The following is a 21,187-nucleotide window of genomic DNA, read 5'->3' as shown; positions in this document are numbered from 1 at the left end:
CGTTTTGCCTTCCCGGCACGGCGTGCGAGCAAACCCCCTTTCACGAACGTGGACATCGCGAGGCCGTCAGCAGAAAAGCACAACCTTTGCGAGAATGCCCCATCGCGCGACAGCGCCGGAAACAACAAGTGAACAGACAATGATCCCCTTCTCGGTCCTCGACCTCTCGCCGGTCACCGCGGGCGCCACGCCGGCGGACGCGTTCAGGAATACGCTCGACCTCGCCCAGCATGCGGAAAACTGGAACTACCGCCGCTTCTGGCTCGCGGAACATCACAACATGACGGGCATCGCCAGCGCGGCGACCTCAGTGGTGATCGGCTATGTCGCGGGTGGCACGAAAACGATCCGCGTCGGCTCGGGCGGCATCATGCTGCCGAACCATGCGCCGCTCGTCATCGCCGAACAGTTCGGCACGCTCGCCTCGCTTTATCCCGACCGCATCGACCTGGGCCTCGGCCGCGCGCCCGGCACCGATCAGAGCACCGCTCGCGCGCTGCGCCGCGATCTGCAGAACAGCGCGGATTCTTTCCCGGATGACGTCGTCGAATTGCAGCGTTATTTCGCCGACCCCGTGCCGGGCCAGCGCATTCGCGCGGTGCCGGGCGCGGGGCTGAACGTGCCGCTGTGGCTGCTCGGCTCGTCGCTTTTCAGCGCGCAACTCGCGGCGGCGTTGGGGTTGCCGTTCGCGTTCGCTTCGCATTTCGCGCCGGATTACATGCTGACGGCGTTGCAGGTGTATCGCTCGCAATTCCGTCCGTCGGCTACGCTCGACAAGCCGTATGCGATGGTCGGCGTCAATCTGTTCGCCGCCGATACGAACGAAGAGGCGCAGCGTCTTTTCACCTCGTTGCAGCAGCAGTTCATCAACCTGCGACGCGGCACGCCGGGGCAGTTGCAGCCGCCGGTTGAAAGGCTCGAGGCGTCGGAGATGGAATTGAATGGCGTGGCGCACTCGCTCGCCTGCACGGTGCTGGGCGATCGTGAGGCGGTGCGCGAAGGCTTGAAGTCGGTCATCGATCAAACCGGTGCGGATGAGTTGATGCTGACCGCGCAGATTTATGATCATAAGGCGCGGTTGCGCTCGTTTGAGATTGGCGCGCAAGTGCGGGAGGAGTTGGCGGCGGGTAAGTAACCTCGTTGAAATGTAAAAAAGGGCAGCTCGTGGCTGCCCTTTTCTGTCAGCCCCTATCGGGCGACGGCGATTTTCTTCAAACAGTCAACGTATTCAGCGTGATCGAGAACTTCAAAACAGAAGCACGTATCCGCGCCTTTCTCCGCAGCTGCTTGCCGTAGAAATTCCAGGGCGAGCCGATTGCATCGATCACGATACTCATCCCATTCCAGAACCCTTGTCGGGGAATAGTCGGCAATAGCGTCGATATAGGGCATCACCTGGCGGGAATCAATGCGTACGCCGTCGATTCCAAGAATTGCCATTCCGGCATTCTGGCAGGCAGAGACGAACTGCCGCGCTTCGTCATACCTCAAAAATATCTCGATACCGAGTTGCACCGCTGCGCGCTCAATGAAGACCCCGTAAAGCTGGCCTTTTTCCATCCTCTCTACTCCCTCAAAATGGAATCTTCCAGTTTGGATCCCCCAGCAGTTTTGCCTAGCGGTGAACAACGTGGGAATACGGTGGCTAGGACAGAAAGCCGTTTGAACTCTCACCGGTTCGCCGGCACCGCCGCCAGCCCATCCAGCAACGCCTTATGAAACGCCTGCGAATCCTGCATCTGCGGCGCATGCCCCAACTCGGCGAATTCGACGAGCGTCGCATGCGGGATCGCCTTCGCCGTGGCCTTGCCGAGTTCCGGGTAATGGCCGATCTTCGCGCGCACCTCAGGAGAAGCGGCGTCCTTGCCAATCGCCGTGGTGTCCTTCTGCCCGATCAGCAACAGCGTCGGCACGCTCAACTGCCCCAGTTCGTACACTACCGGCTGCGTATAAATCATGTCGTCCAGCAACGCGGAATTCCACGCGACGATCTGCTTGCCCGGGCCGCGATACATGCCCGCCAGCATCTGCACCCACGGTTCGTAGTTGGCGCGCCACTGCCCTGCGTAATAGTTGGTCTGCTCGTAGCGGCGAATGCCTTCGGCGGTCGTCTTCAGTTCCCGCTCATACCATTGATCCACGGATAAGGAGGGCACGCCCTTCGCCTTCCAGTCCTCCAGACCGATCGGGTTGACCAGCACCAGTTGCTGCGTCTCGCGCGGATACATCAGCGCGTAGCGGATCGCCAGCATGCCGCCGGTGGAATGGCCGATCATGGTCGCATCGGTCACGCCGAGCGATTCCAGCAACGCATGCGTATTGCGCGCGAGCTGTTGAAAACTGTACTGATAGTGCTCGGGCTTGCTCGACTTGCAAAAGCCGATCTGGTCCGGCGCGATCACGCGATAGCCGGCGTCGCTCAGCCGATGAATGGTCACGTCCCACGTCGCCGCGCAGAAGTTCTTGCCGTGCAAAAGCACCGCGGTGCGGCCGTTCGCCTTCGCCGGCTTGATATCCATGTACGCCATATGCAGCGCCACCCCTTGCGAGGTGAAGTCGTACTGTTCGACCGGCGCCGGATAGTTGAACCCTTGCAACTCGGGACCGTAAGCCTGACCGGTATCGCCGGCGGCGCTCGTCGCGGCGGAAGCGGCCTGGCTGGCCGGACTAGCCACGCTCGCCTGGCTCCGCGCGGCGGCACTCGCGGGCGCGGCGGCGCTCGCCGGCGTGGCGGCTGACGCCGCCAAAACGGCGGGCGCGGAGGTGGCGGCTAGCGCGCAAACGCTCAGCGTGGCGAGCAAGGACAGGCGGCGAAAACTCATCGAAGTTTTTTCTAAAGGGAGAACACACGGAAGGCATGCGAGGCAAACGCACGGTGAGACCAACGCCCGAACCTCCGGCCGGGAGCGCACGATTCTACGACGCGCCGCCCGACTCTGCCGCCGCCGGTGCTGGCTGACAGCGGCATGGCGGCCGTGGCACGCATATTGCGGCTCGGCCCCTCACGCTCTATGTGTGTCGTGGCGCACGGATCGCCGCGATGCAAGGGGTGATCGTGCGCAGGGTGGGCGCACGAGCGGCATCCGCACAATTCAGACTACTCGCCCGCGGCAAATCAGTGCTAGAACTAGCAGACGGGCCCGCGAAGACGGAGCCGCCTCGCAGCACGATTCATCAGGGGAGAGCAAGCGACCCAACCATCCGGGGCATACTAATCAGGAGACAGACATGGACACTCCGGCACGGCTGAACGATCTGCAACGCACCACCCTCGCCATCGTCCTTGCGGGCGGACGGGGCACGCGGCTTGGGCCGCTTACCAACAAACGCGTCAAGCCGGCCGTGCACTTCGGCGGCAAATACCGGATCATCGACTTCGCGCTCTCCAACTGTCTGAACTCCGGCATCCGCCGCATCGCGGTCGTCACGCAATACAAGGCTCACTCGCTGTTACGCCATCTGCAGCGCGGCTGGAGTTTCCTGCGCGGCGAGATGGGCGAATTCATCGACTTGTGGCCCGCGCAACAGCGCGTGGAAGGCGCGCACTGGTATCGCGGCACCGCGGACGCGGTGTTCCAGAACCTCGACATCATCCGTTCGATCCGGCCGAAATACGTGGTGGTGCTGGCGGGCGACCATATCTACAAGATGGACTACACGCGCATGATCGCCGACCACGCCGAGAGCGGCGCGGATTGCACAGTCGGCTGTATCGAGGTGCCGCGCATGGAGGCGGTGGCCTTTGGCGTGATGCACGTCGACGAAAACCGCCGCGTGACCGACTTCCTGGAAAAGCCCGCCGATCCGCCCTGCATTCCGGGCCGCCCGGATACGGCGCTCGCCAGCATGGGCATCTACGTGTTCAGCGCGGATTATCTGTATTCGCTGCTCGAAGAGAACATCTCCACCGTCGACACCGATCACGACTTCGGCAAGGACATCCTGCCGCGCGTCGTCACCCAAGGCACGGCGATCGCGCATCCGTTCAGCATGTCGTGCGTATCGTCGGATCCGAACGTGGAGCCGTACTGGCGCGACGTCGGCACGATCGACGCCTACTGGGCCGCCAATCTCGACCTCGCTTCCACCATCCCGACGCTCGATCTCTACGATCGCAACTGGCCCATCTGGACGTACCAGGAACAGTTGCCGCCCGCCAAGTTCGTGCGCGACCTGAAGGGGCTGCAAGGCTCGGGCAACAATCTGATCGTGTGCGGCGGCTGCGTGATCTCGGGCTCGCAGATTTCGCGCTCGGTGCTGTCGTCGAATGTGAAAGTGAGTTCGTTCTGTAATATTAGTGAGGCAGTCTTGTTGCCGCAGGTCACCGTCGGCGCGAGCTGCCGGCTGCAGAAAGTGGTGATAGACCGCGGCTGCGCGATACCGGACGGGACCGTGATCGGCGAAGATCCGGTGAGCGACGCCGAACGCTTCTACCGTACCGACGACGGCGTCGTGCTGGTCACGCCGGAAGCATTGCGGCAGAAGGCGTAGTCAGTCAGGCCGGTTACCGCCGGCCCACCCAACCCGCACTAACAGGACAGAGACGGAGCCTATGACGATTCGCGCCCTGCACGTCGCAAGCGAGCTGTATCCCCTTCTCAAAACGGGCGGTCTCGCCGACGTCGCGGGCGCGTTGCCGCCTGCGCTGATCGAGCGCGGCGCCGATGTGCGGGTGCTGTTGCCCGGCTTCCCGGCGGTGGTCGCGGGTTTGACCGACCTGACGCCGGTCGCGCAACTCGGCCGCCGCTTCGACGCGCCGGGTGTCGTACTCGAACGGGGCACGCTGGCGGTGAACGGTCTGGTGGTCTATGTGATCCGCGCGGCCACGCTATACGATCGGCCCGGCAATCCCTATCTGAACGACGAACACGTGCCGTACGGCGATAACGCCCAACGTTTCGCGCTGCTCGGCTGGGTCGCCGCGCAACTCGCGCAGCAACTGGACCCCGCATGGTCGCCGCAGATCATTCACGCGCACGACTGGCACGCGGGTCTCGCGCCGGCCTATCTGAAAGCCGCCGAACGCCAGCATGGCCGCCGCTTCGCGCGCAGCGTCTTCACGGTGCACAACCTCGCGTATCAAGGCGTGTTTCCCGCGCATCAGTTCGGTCAGCTCGGCCTGCCAGACGATTATTTCGCCGTGCATGGCGTCGAGTTCTACGGGCAACTGTCGTTCCTCAAGGCGGGCCTCTACTACAGCGACCGCATCACCACCGTCAGCCCGACCTATGCACGCGAAATCCAGACGCTAGCTCAGGGCGGCGGGCTAGACGGTCTGCTGCGCCATCGCTCGCACGACCTGAGCGGCATTCTGAACGGGGTCGACTACACGGTCTGGTGTCCCAGCACGGACACGCTGCTCGAGAACCACTACAGCGCGACGCGGCTCGCCGGCAAACTGGCGTGCAAGGAAGCGTTGCAAAAACGCTTCGGCCTCGCACAGAAAAGCGATGCGCTGCTGTTCGGCGTGGTGAGCCGCCTGACCGAGCAGAAAGGCCTCGACCTGCTGCTCGAGGCAGTGCCCGAGATCGTCAAACACGGCGGACAACTGATCGTCTTCGGCACCGGCGACCCGGCGCTGGAGAATGGTTTGAAACGCGTCGCGCATACGCATCCCGAATCCGTGGCGGTGGAACTGGGATTCGACGAAACGCTCGCGCACACGATCGTCGCGGGCAGCGACGTGATCGCGGTGCCCTCGCGTTTCGAGCCGTGCGGTCTGACGCAACTGTATGCGCTGGCTTATGGATCGCTGCCGCTCGTGCATTGCGTGGGAGGTCTCGCGGACACGGTGGTGGACGTGTCGCTCGAAAATCTCGCCGACGACCTCGCCACCGGTTTCGTGTTCGAGCGATTCGAACCGAAGGGTATCGGCGCGGCGATCCGCCGCGCCTTCGCGCTCTATGGACGCCGCACCGAGTGGAAGGCGACCCAGCGGCGAGCGATGCGTCAGGACTTCGGCTGGGGCGCCTCGGCGGAGCGTTATCTGGCGTTGTATCGCGAGCTCGCCTGAGCCCGGACGGCTGCTGGGCAACCAGGCGACGCAGATTTTACGAGCCGGCGGCGGCTTCGCAACCGTCCTTCACCACGTCCATGTCTGATGGATCGGCGCAACAACACGGGGCCGATCGACTCGCGCAACGCAAACTCATGTATTGTTTCCTGACGATGCAGAGTGTGCCGATTTCCTGCACCATCTGAAGCAGTCCTGCCGCATGAGGCGTCCGGGTGCTAGCCGGATCGCCGCCGCGGCGCACCTTTCCCGTTTTCATTGATCGCGCATACCCGTTTGCGCGGGCCACACCATGACGAAAAGCGTTCTGAGCATCCAGTCACATGTCGTCTTCGGTCACGCCGGCAATAGCGCGGCCGTGTTTCCGATGCGTCGGCTCGGCGTCAACGTCTGGCCGCTCAATACCGTGCAGTTCTCGAACCACACGCAATACGGCCATTGGACCGGCAGCGCGATCGACGGCTCGCAAATGGAAGATCTGGTCGACGGCATCGGCGCGATCGGCATGCTGCCGCGCTGCGATGCCGTGCTGTCCGGCTATCTGGGCACGCCCGAACAGGCGCAGTCGGTGCTGGAAATCGTCAAGGCCGTGAAGGCCGCCAATCCGCGCGCCTGGTACTTCTGCGATCCGGTGATGGGCGCGGCGAGCGGCTGCAAGGTCGAGCCGGGCATCCAGGAATTTCTCGTGCGCATCATGCCCGAGATGGCCGACGCGATGGCGCCGAACCACACCGAATTGCAGCGCCTGGTGGGCCGCGAGATCGAGACGCTGGAAGAAGCCGTGACGGCATGCCGCGAACTCATCGCGCGCGGGCCGAAGCTGGTGCTGGTCAAACATCTGCTCGATCGCAACAGTCCCGCCGACCGCTTCAACATGCTGGTCGTCACCGAACGCGAATCGTGGATGGGGCAACGCCCGCTCTATCCGTTCGCGCGGCAACCGGTGGGGGTAGGCGACCTGACGAGCGCGGTGTTCGTCGCGCGTACGCTGCTCGGCGATTCGATTCGCGCGGCCTTCGAGCACACGCTGGCTGCGGTGAACGCGGTGGTGAAGACGACCTGGCAGGCCGGCCGCTATGAGCTCGAACTGGTGGCCGCGCAAAATGAAATCGCACAGCCGCGCGAGTGGTTCGATGCCTGGGTGGCGGATACGGCGTAGGTGGCGTGTTTGACGCATCTTGTGCGGAACGCGGCGCGCGTCATCGTCGTGGGCTGCGGTCGCCGCGCCTGAACGCGTAACGTGCGTCGGATCATCCCGTGTCCCCAAGGCACTTTTTTGCGCAACGCAGGCAATCCGTAATGTGCGCCTCGTGGCAGTCGATTCGCGCCGCATCTCTCGACTGTCAGCCGCCCGTCCTATAATGCGTGCCGCGTGGACGAGGCACCTGCCCGCCCACACCGCACTTTTCAGGCATCCGGCATTCAGCAGACGAGGCATCGATGGACGGTTATATCCGCAGCGAGCGGGAAGAATATTTTGAGCAGTTGTGCATCAGCGTCGACGCTGACGAGACGCACGAACAGGAAGCGATCGAGTTCTTCGAGAGCCAGTTCGACCAAGCCGACTTCGATCCCGCGCAGTGGCTCGACATCGCGCTGTACTATTCGCCGGCCGTCGCGCGCGGCATCGTCGACATGGTGACGGCTGACGACAAGGCGCGCAGCAATATCGCCGAAGTGATCGCCGACAACCTCGACATCTCGTACGGCGAGGACGAATGCCAGCAGTTCGCCGAGACCATCGAGTTCGCGCTGAACAACGGTGTGCCGGTCGATCTCGACCTCGTGCTCGACGGCTGCCAGCGCGCTATCGACGACCTCGACACCTGGGCCGACGACGATACCAAGGCGCCGCTGCTGCGTCTGCGCGAAGAATTGTTGCGCCAGCAAGGCGAGCACTGAGCGCCCGGCTTTAGCTCACAGCCAAGCTTTACCTCGGCGCATTACGCAGGCGCGAGTTCGCTCCCGCCGCTGCGCCGCAATCACGGCCGGTGCGTTCGCGCCGGTCTCTTAAGCATATGCCGCAATGCGCACCCGCGCGCCGGCACTGACACGCCGCCAGCGAACGCGCTGCGCCGGCTATGCCGAAATGCTCATTCAAAGCGCCTCGAACTGCCAAGACGGCGGCAAATTGGCTTTCTATATTCGCGCCAGATTGACCGCCGCTCGAACGCAAGTGCGCGCATTCCCGCATTGTTCAAAGCGACCGATCGTCCGTAGTCTCTCGATGCGCGCCATGCGAAGTCCATGCTTGCGCGTCGATCCAGCGTTACTGCCTTGCCGCTTTCACAACCTGAAACTGTCGATGGAAGGAGAGACCATGAGTCTTCGCTACACGCTGAAACCGCTTGCCCTGTTCGTTGGCGCTATCTTCGCCATCGTGCCGCCGGCCAGCTACGCCGACGACCTGCCGGTGAAGATCGGCTTTGCCGCGCCGCTGACGGGCGCCAACGCCGGCTACGGCAAGGACCTGGAGAACGGCGTCCGGCTTGCGATCGAGGAAGCCAACGCGCAAAAGATCAAGATCGGCGATAAGGTGGCCCAATTCCAGATCGTCTCCGAAGACGACCAGGCCGACCCGCGCATCGGCGTGCAGGCTGCGCAGAAGCTGGTCGACGCGGGCGTGTCGGCCGTGGTGGGCCACTTCAACTCGGGCACGACGATTCCCGCCTCGCAGGTGTACGAGCAGGCCGGCATTCCGGTGATCGACCCGGCCGCCACCAATCCGATCATCACCGGACGCGGCTTCGCAAACACCTTCATGGTGATTTCCACCGACGCGCAGAACGCCGGCAACGCGGGCGTGTATGCCGTGGAAGTGACCAAGGCCAAACGCATCGCGATCATCGACGACCGGACCGCGTTCGGCCAGGGCGAGGCCGACGAGTTCGAGAAAGCGGTGAAAGCGCACGGCGGCAACATCGTGACGCGTGAGTACACCGACAACAAAGCGGTCGATTTCAGCACGCAGATCACCAAGATCAAATCGACCAATGCCGATCTGATCTTCTTCGGCGGATTGGACACGCAGGCCGCGGGCTTTGCCAAGCGCATGAAGCAACTGGGCATGAACGCGCAACTGGTGGGCGGCGGCGGCGTGATGGATCAGGATTTCATCAAGCTGGCCGGCGATTCTGCTGAAGGCGTGATGGCCTGGGAATATGGACGGCCACTCGCGCAGTTGCCTGGCGGCAAGGATTTCTCCTCGAAATTCAAGAAGCGCTTCGGGGTGGATATCCTGTCCTATGCGCCGTTCGGCTATGACGGCGCATGGGCCGCGATCAAGGCGATGCAGAAGGCCAGGTCCAGTTCGCCGAACGACTACCGGCCCGCGCTGAAGGCCATCGATTTCGAAGGCGTGACCGGCAAGATTTCCTTCGACAACACCGGCGCGTTGAAGAGCGGCGCATCGACGCTCTACCAGATCAAGAATGGAGCGTGGGTGCCCATCGTGACCAAGAGCGGGAGTTAAGCCACGTTTGATCCCGGCACGGGTTTCGATGCTTGCGCCCGTGCCGGCGCAATCGCTACGGGTTTTTCGAATTGGCGGCCTTGACCACCAGTTCGGCCTCGAGATCCCGTTCGATTCGCACGAGATCGTCGTGCATCTCGGCGAACTCACTCGCGGAACACATCTGATGGCCAAAGGCGGCGCGCAGGTGCCGCCTGACCTGCAGGACCCGCGCGACCGGATCGTAGACGTAGCTGGATGAAAAGGTCAGAAAGCGGTCTTGCACCGCGGTGTCGGACGGCAAATCCGTCACCCGCACGAAGCGCGGCAGCGTCATTTCCAAGGTCTCGTCGAACTCTCCGCCGATGCACGTCCATGGCTGAGTCCTCGCAGGCTCCGCGAGCCACGCCTGCACCTGCGAGCCCGTACCGCCGGAAAAACTCGTCAAGGCCGGCACCGCCGTGGTGCCGTCAGTCCACACGAAGTGCTCCACCTTTCCCTGCATCGACGTGGCGAACGGTCCATTCGTGGCGCTGAGCTCCGCCGTGCGCAATTGCGTCGTGCCGTGCAAACCCGTCTGCAATAGACGGTTCGCGGCGATCTGCTGCGTGCGTTGCCGCGTCGCGCGTCGAAACGTGTTGCGCTCGATCTCGGCGGTAAAACCCGCGTCCTCCGCGCGGTATGCGTAATTCGCCGCTCCGCTTTCATCGATGTCGATCTGCACGCGCGCGCTGCGTTCGCGCAACTGAGTGGCCGGCGTTCGCGACAGCACGCCCTCGCCGACCAGCAATACCGGCCGGTCCATCACGCTCGGCGGCAGATAACCGAAAGCCGTGCCGCCCGCCGTCGTATCCGCGTACAACGACAACTCAGGAATCCAGACAATCGCGTGATTGATCGCGCTTGAGCCGTAGCCGGGCACGCCGGGCAAACTGTAGTACGGCCCGAGATTGAGCAGCACCGCCTCGCTACGGATGCCGACCGCGGCCAGCAACGCGCCGTAGAGCGCGACGTGATCCTTGCAGTCGCCGTAGCGGTTGCGCAGGATGTCGATCGCTTTGTGCGGAATCGCCGCCGTTTCGCCGAGAAACAAGGCGACGTAGCGGATATTCAAACGCATCCAGTCGTATAGCCGTTGCGCTTTTACGCGCGGATCGTCGGTGCCGGCAGTCAGCGCTTGCGCGAGGCGGACAATCGCCGGATCGCCCGTCGTCGCGTCGGCAGCGGGCCCGCGATAGCGGGCGGCGAAATTCGCGAAGTCCGGCACCGTCGATACCATCAGGCGGTCGCCCCAGTTCGCGTAGCCGACCGCGCCCGCTTCGAGCGGCGCATACGGCCCGTGCTGGTAGTCGAACTCGTAGCGCGTTCGGCCGTTTGCCGTAACCGGCGGCACGGCGACGTAGCCACGCGCGTCGGCATAGAGCGGCACGTCGGCGGGCAGATCGAAAATCAGGCGTTGCAGTTCGACCGGGTCGCGCGTCGGTTCGACAAGATACGCGAAGGTGCCCGCCTGTAAGGGCCGCGTGCGCGTCTTGCGAAACGCCAGGTGCACGCGCGAGCCCGGCTCCACGCCCGGGAAGATCACCGTGCGCAACACCCCATCCTCGAAACTCGGCGCGCCTGCCGAGCGCGGCTCCTGCACGTCGCGAATCGCCTCGGGACCGACCGGATGCGCGGCGCCGTCCGCGTCGATCGTTTCGGCGGCCAGCAACTGCACCTGCTCGATGTCCTTGTTGAACCACACGTAGCGTTGCGCGATATCGTCGACGCCGCTCGTCGTGTTGGCGCGCAAAACGGTGTCGTCGTGTTCCTCGACGGAGCCGTCTTTCTGGATCGTGAAGAGATGGACGTCGCGCTCGATCGTGGAAGGCGCGTGATCGTCGCCGGATGCGGCGGACGCATTGTCGTCGGCGAACGCGCTGACCGCGAGGCACGCGCCTAGCGCCGACCCACAAGCCAGCCTGAGAAAAAACGCCACGCACCGCGTCATGTGCGCCGCGCCCTGTCCCGCGCGCGCCAGGCTCGCGGACTCGAAGCGAACTCCGCGCGAAACGCGTGATTGAAATTCGACAGATCGTTGAAGCCGCAATCGAACGCGATATCGACGACCTTCGCGCCGCCGTCCTGAAGACGCAGCGCCGCGGCGCGCAAACGCGCCCGCAACAGGTATTGATGCGGCGTCACGCCGGTCACGCGCTGAAACGTGCGCAGGAAGTAGAACTCGCTCAGGCCCGCGGCGGCCGCGAGGCTCGCGAGCGAATGCGGCGCGCCCGGCGTGTCGTCGATCAGCCGCACGGTCTGCGCGACGCGCGAACACGCCGTGGCGCTGGCGGGCGCGGCGGGACGCGTCGAGGCGCCGGCCGCCTGCAGTGTCGCGGCGGCCAGTTCGACGGCGAGTTCTTCCCATGCTGCTGCACCCGGACCGTTGGCGCTCGCGCTTGCGCCGACACATGCCCGCGCGATCAACGGTGACAGCGCACGCAGCGACGGCAAACGCGCGCGTTTGAATTGCATATTGCCGCTTGCCAGACCCGCATCCACGGCAAGCCTTTCAAAGTATGCCGGCGCGTAGTGAAACGCGATGCAACGGTCCCCCGCGCCATGCCGATGCCCGCATTCGAAACAATCACCCGTGTTGCCGAGCAGCAGCGCGCCGGGCGTGAGCAACTCGCGGCCGGTCGCCGCGCGATAGCCGAACGAGCCCGCCACCACCATCGCGATGCATACGCCGCTGTGCCGCTCCTCGAATGGCTGGTCGCGCGGGCCGAAGGTGCATAGGACATCCTCGACGGCCCATCCCGCGCCACCGGCTAGCGCACGCGCCGATGTGCCGCCGCGCGCGCCTTCCTGTTCGCGGCGGGCCAGCGCCTGTTGCAGCGTGACGGCAATTTTCCCCAAGATGCACCTCGGCTGAGTCCGTATCGTGGTTTTAGCACATCGGCGGCCGGCGCGTTTCCGTTGACTCCGCCGATGCCGATCCCACTATGCACCGAAGGAGCGCACACCATGAAAAGACTGGAGCACAACCTCGACAGCGGCTTTCACGCCGCCCTGAGCGCGCCCGCGCGGGCCACGGACATCGCCGCCGCCGACGACCTCTACGGCTGGCTGATCGGCAGTTGGGACATGGACGTGGTGCATTACCGCGTCGACCTGGGCAGCGCGCGCCGCCGCGGCGAAATTCATTTCGGCTGGGTGCTGGAAGGCCGCGCCGTGCAGGACGTCTGGATCATGCCGCCGCTCGCCGACCCATGCGACTCGCCGACGGCCGGCGACGCGACGTACGGCACGACCTTGCGTGTCTGGGACCCGGCGCTGCGGGCATGGCGGGTCACGTACATCAATCCGCGGACCGGTCAGCGTGACGAATTGGTGGGCCGTCGTATCGGCGAGCATCTCGTGCAGATCGGCACACACGCCGACGGCACGCCGATTCGATGGAACTTCACCGACATCACGCCGGATTCGTTCCGTTGGACCGGCGTGGCGCTCGCGCAGGACGGCCTGACGTGGACACTCGAGGCCGAGTTTCACGCCCGCCGCAGGAGCTCGTCTCAGCCTACGTAAGCGAGCGCTGGCTCGCGACTCGCTGCATCACTCCGTTTCACCGAGTTGCCCGAGCAAAGCCTGCAATCGCTCGACGTGCCTGAGCAGCAGATGCCGATGCTTTTCGATCTGCTCGAGCCGTCCCGCGAGATCGGCCTGGATCGGGTCGTCGAGATCGGCGGCGGCGATCACGTCTTCCACCTTGGCACGCATCGTCGCCACCTCCACCGGCGCGTGAGTCAGATGCCGCTCGAAACGCCGCACGTCCTGAATCGCCACGTCGCGGACCTTGCGAAAGTGCGCCTGACGCCGATGCGCTTCCGCGTCGAGGATTTCTTCCTCGACACGCTTGGCCGGCCCCGGCTGACCGAAAATGGGCTCGGGCGGCCGCAGCACCGTCTTCTTTCGCACCGGATGCGCCGTGCCGCGAAACCGCGCGAGCGGCTGTTCGTTGTCGATCGCTTCACGCGCGTTGGGTGGGATGTCGTGCTCGGTGTGCGGCACGTTCATCCAGCCGCCCGGCAGTCCGGTGACCGCTTCGATGCCGCGCACGAATTCCTCGCTGAATTCGCGCTGGCCGGACAACATGAGTTTCAGATAGCTGGCGGAGAAGGTCATCATGCGCGCAAGTCGCGTCGCCGCGCCGACTTCGCGGGTCAACAGCACCAGGTTTGCTCGCCAGACCGGGAGCAGCAATTCGTCGGAATCTTCCATCGCTGGGTCATCCATCTTTTTGCCCGATGTAGAGATCACGCGCCACTCGCGCGTTATCGTTTTGAAAGGGTAGCCGCTTCACCGCATGGCGCGCAATCCCGGCATGCCATTGCGTGAGCGTCGATCTGTCGTAATTACACGCCACTGCGCTATTACGCGCCATTGCCCGCTATCCATTGCCGGTGGCGGCGCACGACGATCGTCGTTGTGAATTGACACCTGCATTTGTTCAGCGTTCCTCCGCTGCGCGCGCGCAATGTGGCATGCTTGCAGGCGGTCGCGGCACGCCCCGTGCTGCACCGTTTGTACCCCAACACTGATTTAAGGATTTTGTAATGAAGAAGATCGTCCTCGCCATCGCCGCAGCCGTTGCAGCCCTGAGCGCCATCGCTCCCGCACAAGCTTATGAGCATCATCACGCCGAGTGCCACAAGGTGCGCGTTCATCATCACTGGGAAAAACGCTGCCATTAATGGCGGTGCCAGGCCCTGACCGGCACGGCACGGCACATCGTAAAGCCCCGTTAAATGCGGGGCTTTTTTTCGCCATCCAGTCGACGCGCAGCAGGCAGATTTCTTCAACGCGCTATATACGTTCTGCGCGAAAACGGCAGCATGCAATCACGGACACATGCTGTTACACCTTTGCGGTGTCGGCCGACGCGGACACGGCTCCGCGCAACTTGCGCGGCACCGTGCATCGCGTGGAAAAGACGGAAAGAGGACGGGCGACGACACGCGCGTCACGCGGCCTTGACGCGCTCCAGTGCCTTCACGACCAGCGCTTCCAGCAGAGGCTCGACTTTCGCAGCCAGGGTTTCGTCGTACGCATACGGCATGTGCTCTTCCATATACGTGATCTGCGAAAGCTCGAGTTGCAAGGCATGCACGCCTTCCGACGGCTGGCCATACTCGCGCGTGATATAGCCGCCCTTGAAGCGGCCGTTGGCGACAGCCGTATAGCCGCCGTCGTATCGCTCGACGATAGCCGCCATCTCCTCGGCCAAGCCCGCCACCGCGCTCGCGCCGTTCGAGGTGCCGAAGTTGAAATCGGGCAGACGTCCCTCGAAAAAACGCGGCACATGCGAACGGATCGAATGCGCTTCCCACAGCAGCACCTTGCCGTGTTTCGCTTTCAGCGCCGCGAGTTCGCCTTGCAGCGCCTCGTGGTAAGGCTTCCAGTAAGCCTCGCGACGGCGCGCGACTTCGGCGTCGTCCGGCAGATGGCCGTCGAGATACAACGGTTCCTTGTCGAACGTATCGACCGGCAGCAGACCTGTCGTGTCCTGGCCCGGGTACAGATTCGCGCCGTCGGGCGGACGGTTCAGGTCGATCACGTAACGCGCGTAGGTGGGCGCGAGAATCGACGCGCCCATGCGTTTCGCGAACGCATAGAGACGGTCCAGATGCCAGTCGCAATCGTCGGTGCGCTGCGCGACGGGCGTCATCGTCGCGGCGATGTCGGCCGGGATTTGCGTACCCAGATGCGGAATCGAAATGAGGAACGGCAGGCTTCCCCGATGCAGCGAGAAAACCGGCGGAGTGTTGGAAGCAGTCATGTCAGTCCGGAAGCGATAGGATCGAAGGATCAGTTCAGCAGGTCAACGCGCGCCGCTCATTTGAGCAGGTCCGCCAGCGCCACGCGATAGCGCGCGTACGCGCCCTCCTCATCGCGATGCCGACGGTTATCGACGACCTTGTCGCCACCCGCGTAGACGTCGCGAATCGGCGTTTCGCCATGCTCGCAGAATACAACGCCCGAGAGCCAGGCGTCCGGCGCATGCTCGGCGATGCTCGAGTGATCCGCGTCGAGCACGAGCCAATCGGCGCGGCGGCCGGGTTGCAGCGCACCGACCGCTCGGCCCGTCGCGCGCGCGCCGCCTTCGAGCGAGGCGTCGAAGAGACGGTCCGCGACATGCGTGGCCTGCGCCGACGCCAGTACGTTGCGCTGCCGGCGCGTGAGACGCTGGCCGTATTCGAGCAAACGCAGTTCCGCGCGCCAGTCGACGCCGATATGGCTATCCGAGCCCACGCCGATGCGCCCGTGCGCATCGAGATACTCCTGTGCCGGGAAAATGCCGTCGCCGAGATTGGCCTCGGTAGTCAGGCACAATCCGGCAACCGCACCGCTCTTCGCGAGCGCCAGCGTTTCGTTCGCGTCGACGTGCGTGGCGTGCACGAGGCACCAGCGGCTGTCGACATCGAAACGGTCGAGCAGCCATTGCACCGGACGCGCGCCTTCGGTTTCGAGGCAGGCGTCGACTTCGGCGGTCTGCTCGGCGATATGGATATGAACGGGCGCCGTGCCCTCGATGCCGCCGAGCAGCGCACGCAACGAATCCGCGGATACGGCGCGCAGCGAATGCGGCGCCACGCCATATCGCAACGCGGCAGTTTCGGGACGCGCCGCGCGCAACGTGCCGAGCAGATCGAGCAGACTCTCCGGCGTGTTGATGAAACGCTGCTGATCCTCACGCGGCGCGCGCGAACCGAAACCGCTGTACTGATACAGCACCGGCAGCATCGTCATGCCGATGCCGCTCGCCGATGCTGCATCCACCACGCGTTGCGCGAGTTCCGCCTGATTCGCATAACGGCTGCCTTCCGGCGTGTGATGCACGTAATGGAACTCGCACACCGACGTATAGCCCGCCTTCAGCATTTCGATGTACAGCCACTGCGCGACGCTCGCCAGGCCTTCCGGCGTGATGCGCGCGGCGAAGCGATACATCAGGTCGCGCCAGCTCCAGAAGTTATCCGTGGCGCCCGCGCCGGATGCACGATATTCAGTGAGGCCGGCCATCGCGCGCTGAAATGCGTGCGAATGAAGATTCGGCATGCCAGGCAGTACCGGACCAGCGGCTTTCCGCACGCCGGCGGGCGGCGTCGACGTATCGGGCGTGACGGCGGTGAGCGTGCCGTTTGCGTCCCACTCCAGCAGCACGTTGCGGCGCCAGCCATCCGGCAGGTACGCATGCTCGGCGAATAGCGATTGATTCGATTGCTTGTGCGGTTCAGTCATCTCAGGCCCTAGCTCAATTCACGCCGCGTATAAACGGTCTCGCCCGCGCGCACGACTCGCGCGCACAGCGGACGTCCAATCCAGTAAGCCAGCTCGGCCAGCGAGTCGACCGACCACACCGCGAAATCGGCCGCGCGTCCCGCTTCCAGCGAGCCGTGGCGATCCGCCTTGCCGAGCGCGCGCGCCGCGTGCGACGTCACACCTTGCAGCACTTCCGGCACCGTCATGCGGAACAGCGTGGTGGCCATGTTCATCATCAACAGCAGCGAGGTGGCGGGCGACGTGCCGGGGTTGCTGTCGGTCGAAATCGCGATCGGCACCTGATAGCGCCGCAGCAATTCCAACGGCGGCAACTGCGTCTCGCGGATGAAGTAGTACGCGCCCGGCAGCAGCACGGCCACCGTGCCGGCGTCCTTCATCGCGGCGACGCCGGCTTCGTCGAGAAATTCGAGGTGATCGGCGGACAGCGCATGATGGCGCGCCGCGAGTGCCGTGCCGCCGCCGTTCGACAACTGCTCGGCATGCATTTTCACCGGCAGCTTGTAACGCTCCGCCGCCTCGAAGACGCGCTCGCTTTGTTCCAGCGAAAAACCGATGCGCTCGCAGAACACGTCGACCGCGTCGACGAGGCCTTCGCCGGCGAGCGCGGGCAACATGGTGTTGCAGACTTCGTCGATGTACGCGTCGGCGCGGCCGGCGAACTCGGGCGGCAACGCGTGCGCGCCGAGAAACGTCGTGTAGACGGTCACGGGATAGCGCTCGCCCAATTGACGCGCGACGCGCAGCATCTTGCGCTCGCTGGCGAGGTCGAGGCCGTAGCCGGATTTGATCTCGACCGTGGTCACGCCTTCGGCAAGCAAGGGTTCGAGGCGTGCGGCTGATTGACGGAACAGCGAGGCTTCGTCGGCGGCACGCGTGGCGCGCACCGTGGAGACGATACCGCCGCCCTGCCGCGCGATTTCTTCATAGCTGACGCCCGCGAGGCGCTGCGCGAATTCGTCCGCGCGCTGCCCGCCGTACACGAGATGCGTGTGGCAATCGACGAGACCCGGCGTCACCCACGCGCCGTGCAGATCTTCACGCGGCCATGCGGCGTAGTCGGCGGGTAATGAGGAAGCCGCGCCAAGCCACACGATCGTGCCGTTTTCAACGGCGATCGCGGCGTCGGGCAGCGTGTGTTGGGGATCGCCCTGCGGGCAAAGTTTCAGGTGATGCCAGACGGTTTGCTTCATCGCGTGCTCTTTGCAGCTTGTTGCGTGTCTGTGGTGGTTCGCGTGCGTGCGCCGTGACTGCGGTGCCATATGCGGCGAGCACACACGCGAATCGTCGTCATCGTTGCGTGTAGCGGATGCTGATTGCGAGCAACGTGCCCTCGCCTTCAACTGCGCATGAAAGCGCGTTCGGCGTGTCGATGCGCAGCGTGTCGCCGGTGTCGAGCGACAGCGCTCGCGCGTCGCCCGGTGCGGCCGACACCGACCCTTCCGCGCAATACAGGAGGACTGCGTCGGCGGAAAGCGTGCGTTGCGTTGCGCCGCGCCATACTTCTACTTCACCCTGCGCCGCGTCACGCCGCACCATCAGGTTGAAGTCGCGTGTCGCGCCGTCGACCAGCCGCGCGTCGATTTGCGCCTCGCCGGTGAAACGGGCCATGTCGAGCGCTTGCGTCAACGCGTGGGTCTTCACGCCGTGCGCACCTTGCGCACCGTCCACTTCATCGAGCAACATGCCCGCGCCCGACAACAACACGAGCGTGCGATCGATACCAGCAAAGCGCGAAAACGGCCCGGCTTGCGCGACGTCGGCAACGCTCACCCGCCACACGAAGGCATCGAGCCCCGCGCGTTCGGGAAACGCGGCCACTTCGCGCGTGACGCCGCCGCCGTTCTTCCACGGCGCCGCCACGAGGTCGGCGCCGCGAATCAGCGTGAGGGTTGCCCCGCTGCCGACAAGCGTGCTGTGAAGCGGCACGATCAGCGGGCCAGCATCGGCAGATTGAGGCCTGCCTCGCGGGCCGTTTCCTGCGCGAGTTCATAACCCGCATCCGCGTGACGCATCACGCCGGTTGCCGGATCGTTGAACAGCACGCGGCCGAGGCGCTCTTTCGCCGCATCCGTGCCGTCCGCAACGATCACGACACCCGAGTGCTGGCTAAAGCCCATACCGACTCCGCCGCCGTGATGCAGCGAGACCCACGAGGCGCCGCCTGCCGTATTCAGCAGCGCGTTGAGCAACGGCCAGTCGCTGACCGCGTCCGAACCGTCCTTCATCGATTCGGTTTCGCGATTCGGGCTCGCCACCGAACCGGTGTCGAGGTGATCGCGGCCGATCACGATCGGCGCCTTCAGCTCGCCGTTCCTGACCATTTCGTTGAACGCCTGGCCCAGACGATAGCGATCCTTCACGCCGACCCAGCAGATCCGCGCCGGCAAGCCCTGGAACGCGATACGTTCGCGCGCCATGTCGAGCCAGTTGTGCAGATGCGGATCGTCGGGGATCAGTTCCTTGACCTTCGCATCGGTCTTGTAGATGTCTTCCGGATCGCCCGACAGCGCGACCCAGCGGAACGGGCCCTTGCCTTCGCAGAACAACGGGCGGATATACGCCGGCACGAAGCCCGGGAAATCGAAGGCGTTTTCCACGCCCATTTCCAGCGCCATCTGACGGATGTTGTTGCCGTAGTCGAGCGTGGCCGCGCCGCGCTCCTGCAGCGTCAACATGGCTTGCACCTGCTTGGCCATCGACTGCTTGGCCGGCAGCACAATGCTGTCCGGCACGGTTTTCTGACGCTCGCGCCAGTCTTCGACATTCCAGCCTTGTGGCAGGTAGCCGTGAATCGGATCGTGCGCGCTGGTCTGGTCGGTTACGCAATCCGGCGTGATGCCACGCGTCACGCATTCAGCGAACACATCCGCTGCGTTGCCGAGCAGGCCAATCGACACCGGCTTGCCTGCTTTCTTCGCTTCCTCGAGCATGGCGAGCGCCTCGTCGAGCGTCGCCGCTTTCTTGTCCACGTAACGCGTCTTCAGACGGAAGTCGATACGCGTCTCGTCGCATTCCACCGCGATCATCGAGAAGCCGGCCATCGTCGCTGCCAGCGGTTGCGCGCCGCCCATGCCGCCCAAGCCGCCCGTCAGAATCCAGCGGCCCGACGGATCACCGTTGAAATGCTGGTTCGCCACCGAGAAGAACGTCTCGTAGGTGCCCTGCACGATGCCCTGGCTGCCGATGTAGATCCAGCTGCCCGCCGTCATCTGGCCGTACATCATCAGGCCCTTGCGATCGAGTTCGTGGAAGTGTTCCCACGTCGCCCAATGCGGCACCAGATTCGAATTCGCCAGCAGCACGCGCGGCGCGTCGGCATGCGTGCGGAACACGCCGACCGGCTTGCCCGATTGAATCAACAGCGTTTCGTTTTCTTCGAGATCCTTGAGCGACTTGAGAATCTGATCGAAGCAATCCCAGTTGCGCGCGGCCCGGCCGATACCGCCGTACACGACCAGCGCATGCGGATGCTCGGCGACTTCCGGATCCAGATTGTTCTGGATCATCCGGTACGCGGCTTCCGCGATCCAGGTCTTGCAGGTCTTTTCCGCGCCGCGCGGTGCGCGAATCGTGCGGGTGGGATCGAGACGCGGGTCGATGTGTTTCGGGTTGTTCATGATGGCCCTCGGAATGCTTGAAGATGGTCGAAAAAGATTCGGGTACGGCAAAAACGGCGGTGTCAGAAATGTCCGGTGAAGCGATAACGGCTGCCGGGATGCCAGAGATTGGCGATCGAAGCGACCTGGCTTTGCGACCACGTGCGCCGATGCAGCACGAGGCACGGCTCGAGTTCGTCCATGGTCAGCAACTCGCGCGTATCGCCATCAGCGGCCAATGCTTCGATGCGGTACTCGACCCGCTGCAGCGGTGCGACGCGCACGAGATACTGATTCGGCGTGGTGTTCGTGAAGTCCTGCAGCGCGTACTCGGGAGCGACCGCGGGATTGACCCAGCGCTCTTCGAGTTGCACCGGCTCGTCGTTCTCGAAATGCAGCACACGCGAATGAAACACCGGACTGCCCGCGCTCACCTGCATCTCCTCGGCGAGCGCTTCGTCGGCGATGCTCGCGCCGATGTGCAACACGTTCGCCTGATAGCGATGACCGCGCGCGACGATTTCGTCGGAGATGCTGCGGATCGCCACCAGCGTCGATTCGTACTTGGGACGGGCCACGAAGGTGCCCGACCCTTGCACACGCGTGAGCACCTGCTCCGAGGTCAGCTCGCGCAACGCTCGGTTGACCGTCATGCGCGCCACGTTGAATTCACGCGCGAGCTCGTTTTCGGAGGGCACCTGGTCGCCTTCACCCCATTCGCCCGCATGAATGCGCGCGAGGATGAAGTCCTTGATGCCCTGATAGGCCGGTGCGTTCATTGGCTTGTTCTGCCTGGCTGACTGC

General features: G+C 64.2%; 19 protein-coding genes. 8 read left to right on the top strand and 11 right to left on the bottom strand.

The annotated features are described in order from the left end of the window. The first annotated feature begins 139 nt into the window (after positions 1–139). Entirely contained in the window at positions 140–1,135 is a 996-nt protein-coding gene (locus PQR32_RS35180; RefSeq protein ID WP_408238369.1) for an LLM class flavin-dependent oxidoreductase, read from the top strand. A gap of 53 nt (positions 1,136–1,188) precedes the next feature. Here the strand turns inward: PQR32_RS35180 and PQR32_RS35175 are convergent, their stop codons facing one another. Then, a complete protein-coding gene (locus PQR32_RS35175; RefSeq protein ID WP_408238366.1) occupies positions 1,189–1,560 on the bottom strand; it encodes a hypothetical protein in 372 nt (123 codons plus the stop codon). Positions 1,561–1,670: 110 nt separating this feature from the next. Further along, positions 1,671–2,822, bottom strand: a complete 1,152-nt coding sequence (locus tag PQR32_RS35170) for an alpha/beta fold hydrolase (RefSeq protein ID WP_408238363.1) — start codon at positions 2,820–2,822, stop codon at positions 1,671–1,673. A 406-nt stretch (positions 2,823–3,228) separates the two neighbouring features. On the opposite strand from PQR32_RS35170, the gene glgC reads away from it, so the two are divergent. The 5 genes from glgC to PQR32_RS35145 all read left to right on the top strand — a co-directional run bounded on the left by glgC (position 3,229) and on the right by PQR32_RS35145 (position 9,485). Continuing rightward, positions 3,229–4,491: a glucose-1-phosphate adenylyltransferase gene (gene glgC, locus PQR32_RS35165; protein ID WP_408238360.1), complete on the top strand. Its 1,263-nt coding sequence runs from the start codon at positions 3,229–3,231 to the stop codon at positions 4,489–4,491. Positions 4,492–4,552: 61 nt separating this feature from the next. After that, entirely contained in the window at positions 4,553–6,013 is a 1,461-nt protein-coding gene (glgA, locus tag PQR32_RS35160) for a glycogen synthase GlgA (protein ID WP_408238357.1), read from the top strand. 292 nt (positions 6,014–6,305) lie between these two features. Next, positions 6,306–7,172 (top strand): pyridoxal kinase PdxY, encoded by an 867-nt coding sequence (pdxY, locus tag PQR32_RS35155; RefSeq protein ID WP_408238354.1) that lies wholly within the window; start codon positions 6,306–6,308, stop codon positions 7,170–7,172. Between the two features lie 281 nt (positions 7,173–7,453). After that, a complete protein-coding gene (locus PQR32_RS35150; protein ID WP_408238351.1) occupies positions 7,454–7,915 on the top strand; it encodes a hypothetical protein in 462 nt (153 codons plus the stop codon). A gap of 418 nt (positions 7,916–8,333) precedes the next feature. After that, positions 8,334–9,485, top strand: coding sequence for a branched-chain amino acid ABC transporter substrate-binding protein (locus PQR32_RS35145; protein WP_408238348.1), 1,152 nt, complete (start codon positions 8,334–8,336; stop codon positions 9,483–9,485). A gap of 55 nt (positions 9,486–9,540) precedes the next feature. Here PQR32_RS35145 and PQR32_RS35140 read toward each other — a convergent pair whose 3' ends face one another. Both PQR32_RS35140 and PQR32_RS35135 read right to left on the bottom strand, forming a co-directional pair. Further along, on the bottom strand, positions 9,541–11,454 hold the full coding sequence (locus tag PQR32_RS35140) for a DUF3857 domain-containing transglutaminase family protein (RefSeq protein WP_408238345.1): 1,914 nt from the start codon (positions 11,452–11,454) through the stop codon (positions 9,541–9,543). Further along, positions 11,451–12,362: a helix-turn-helix domain-containing protein gene (locus tag PQR32_RS35135; protein ID WP_408238342.1), complete on the bottom strand. Its 912-nt coding sequence runs from the start codon at positions 12,360–12,362 to the stop codon at positions 11,451–11,453. Before PQR32_RS35135 ends, PQR32_RS35140 begins: the two co-directional genes overlap by 4 nt. Positions 12,363–12,470: 108 nt before the next feature. Between PQR32_RS35135 and PQR32_RS35130 the strand changes: the two genes are divergently transcribed. Beyond that, positions 12,471–13,031 (top strand): hypothetical protein, encoded by a 561-nt coding sequence (locus PQR32_RS35130; RefSeq protein ID WP_408238339.1) that lies wholly within the window; start codon positions 12,471–12,473, stop codon positions 13,029–13,031. 27 nt (positions 13,032–13,058) lie between these two features. On the opposite strand, the gene PQR32_RS35125 is transcribed toward PQR32_RS35130, so the two are convergent. Continuing rightward, positions 13,059–13,724 carry a hypothetical protein gene (locus PQR32_RS35125; protein ID WP_408238336.1) on the bottom strand — a complete coding sequence of 222 codons (666 nt, stop codon included), beginning with the start codon at positions 13,722–13,724 and terminating at the stop codon, positions 13,059–13,061. A 335-nt stretch (positions 13,725–14,059) separates the two neighbouring features. On the opposite strand from PQR32_RS35125, the gene PQR32_RS35120 reads away from it, so the two are divergent. Further along, positions 14,060–14,197 carry a hypothetical protein gene (locus PQR32_RS35120; protein ID WP_408238333.1) on the top strand — a complete coding sequence of 46 codons (138 nt, stop codon included), beginning with the start codon at positions 14,060–14,062 and terminating at the stop codon, positions 14,195–14,197. Between the two features lie 269 nt (positions 14,198–14,466). Here PQR32_RS35120 and hutG read toward each other — a convergent pair whose 3' ends face one another. The 6 genes from hutG to hutC form a co-directional block, all read right to left on the bottom strand. After that, a complete protein-coding gene (gene hutG, locus PQR32_RS35115) occupies positions 14,467–15,282 on the bottom strand; it encodes an N-formylglutamate deformylase (RefSeq protein WP_408238330.1) in 816 nt (271 codons plus the stop codon). A gap of 56 nt (positions 15,283–15,338) precedes the next feature. After that, positions 15,339–16,745 carry a formimidoylglutamate deiminase gene (locus PQR32_RS35110; RefSeq protein WP_408238327.1) on the bottom strand — a complete coding sequence of 469 codons (1,407 nt, stop codon included), beginning with the start codon at positions 16,743–16,745 and terminating at the stop codon, positions 15,339–15,341. A gap of 8 nt (positions 16,746–16,753) precedes the next feature. Further along, positions 16,754–17,977, bottom strand: coding sequence for an imidazolonepropionase (gene hutI, locus PQR32_RS35105; RefSeq protein WP_408238324.1), 1,224 nt, complete (start codon positions 17,975–17,977; stop codon positions 16,754–16,756). Positions 17,978–18,074: 97 nt separating this feature from the next. After that, positions 18,075–18,713 carry a HutD/Ves family protein gene (locus PQR32_RS35100; protein WP_408238321.1) on the bottom strand — a complete coding sequence of 213 codons (639 nt, stop codon included), beginning with the start codon at positions 18,711–18,713 and terminating at the stop codon, positions 18,075–18,077. 2 nt (positions 18,714–18,715) lie between these two features. Beyond that, positions 18,716–20,404 carry a urocanate hydratase gene (gene hutU, locus PQR32_RS35095; protein WP_408238318.1) on the bottom strand — a complete coding sequence of 563 codons (1,689 nt, stop codon included), beginning with the start codon at positions 20,402–20,404 and terminating at the stop codon, positions 18,716–18,718. A 62-nt stretch (positions 20,405–20,466) separates the two neighbouring features. After that, positions 20,467–21,162, bottom strand: a complete 696-nt coding sequence (gene hutC, locus PQR32_RS35090) for a histidine utilization transcriptional repressor HutC (RefSeq protein WP_012432558.1) — start codon at positions 21,160–21,162, stop codon at positions 20,467–20,469. Between the last annotated feature and the right edge of the window lie 25 nt (positions 21,163–21,187).

The organism is Paraburkholderia dipogonis, from assembly GCF_046027395.1.
Lineage (GTDB): Bacteria > Pseudomonadota > Gammaproteobacteria > Burkholderiales > Burkholderiaceae > Paraburkholderia > Paraburkholderia dipogonis_A.
Note: the sequence above shows the minus strand (reverse complement) of the source record. Positions and strands in the feature narration are given on the sequence as shown.

Bases quoted from the DNA above. Each gene is read 5' to 3' on its own strand.
- PQR32_RS35180 (WP_408238369.1), top strand. From the start codon at position 140: ATGATCCCCTTCTCGGTCCTCGACCTCTCGCCGGTCACCGCGGGCGCC.
- PQR32_RS35175 (WP_408238366.1), bottom strand. From the start codon at position 1,560: ATGGAAAAAGGCCAGCTTTACGGGGTCTTCATTGAGCGCGCAGCGGTG.
- PQR32_RS35170 (WP_408238363.1), bottom strand. From the start codon at position 2,822: ATGAGTTTTCGCCGCCTGTCCTTGCTCGCCACGCTGAGCGTTTGCGCG.
- glgC (WP_408238360.1), top strand. From the start codon at position 3,229: ATGGACACTCCGGCACGGCTGAACGATCTGCAACGCACCACCCTCGCC.
- glgA (WP_408238357.1), top strand. From the start codon at position 4,553: ATGACGATTCGCGCCCTGCACGTCGCAAGCGAGCTGTATCCCCTTCTC.
- pdxY (WP_408238354.1), top strand. From the start codon at position 6,306: ATGACGAAAAGCGTTCTGAGCATCCAGTCACATGTCGTCTTCGGTCAC.
- PQR32_RS35150 (WP_408238351.1), top strand. From the start codon at position 7,454: ATGGACGGTTATATCCGCAGCGAGCGGGAAGAATATTTTGAGCAGTTG.
- PQR32_RS35145 (WP_408238348.1), top strand. From the start codon at position 8,334: ATGAGTCTTCGCTACACGCTGAAACCGCTTGCCCTGTTCGTTGGCGCT.
- PQR32_RS35140 (WP_408238345.1), bottom strand. From the start codon at position 11,454: ATGACGCGGTGCGTGGCGTTTTTTCTCAGGCTGGCTTGTGGGTCGGCG.
- PQR32_RS35130 (WP_408238339.1), top strand. From the start codon at position 12,471: ATGAAAAGACTGGAGCACAACCTCGACAGCGGCTTTCACGCCGCCCTG.
- PQR32_RS35125 (WP_408238336.1), bottom strand. From the start codon at position 13,724: ATGGAAGATTCCGACGAATTGCTGCTCCCGGTCTGGCGAGCAAACCTG.
- PQR32_RS35120 (WP_408238333.1), top strand. From the start codon at position 14,060: ATGAAGAAGATCGTCCTCGCCATCGCCGCAGCCGTTGCAGCCCTGAGC.
- hutG (WP_408238330.1), bottom strand. From the start codon at position 15,282: ATGACTGCTTCCAACACTCCGCCGGTTTTCTCGCTGCATCGGGGAAGC.
- PQR32_RS35110 (WP_408238327.1), bottom strand. From the start codon at position 16,745: ATGACTGAACCGCACAAGCAATCGAATCAATCGCTATTCGCCGAGCAT.
- hutI (WP_408238324.1), bottom strand. From the start codon at position 17,977: ATGAAGCAAACCGTCTGGCATCACCTGAAACTTTGCCCGCAGGGCGAT.
- hutU (WP_408238318.1), bottom strand. From the start codon at position 20,404: ATGAACAACCCGAAACACATCGACCCGCGTCTCGATCCCACCCGCACG.
- hutC (WP_012432558.1), bottom strand. From the start codon at position 21,162: ATGAACGCACCGGCCTATCAGGGCATCAAGGACTTCATCCTCGCGCGC.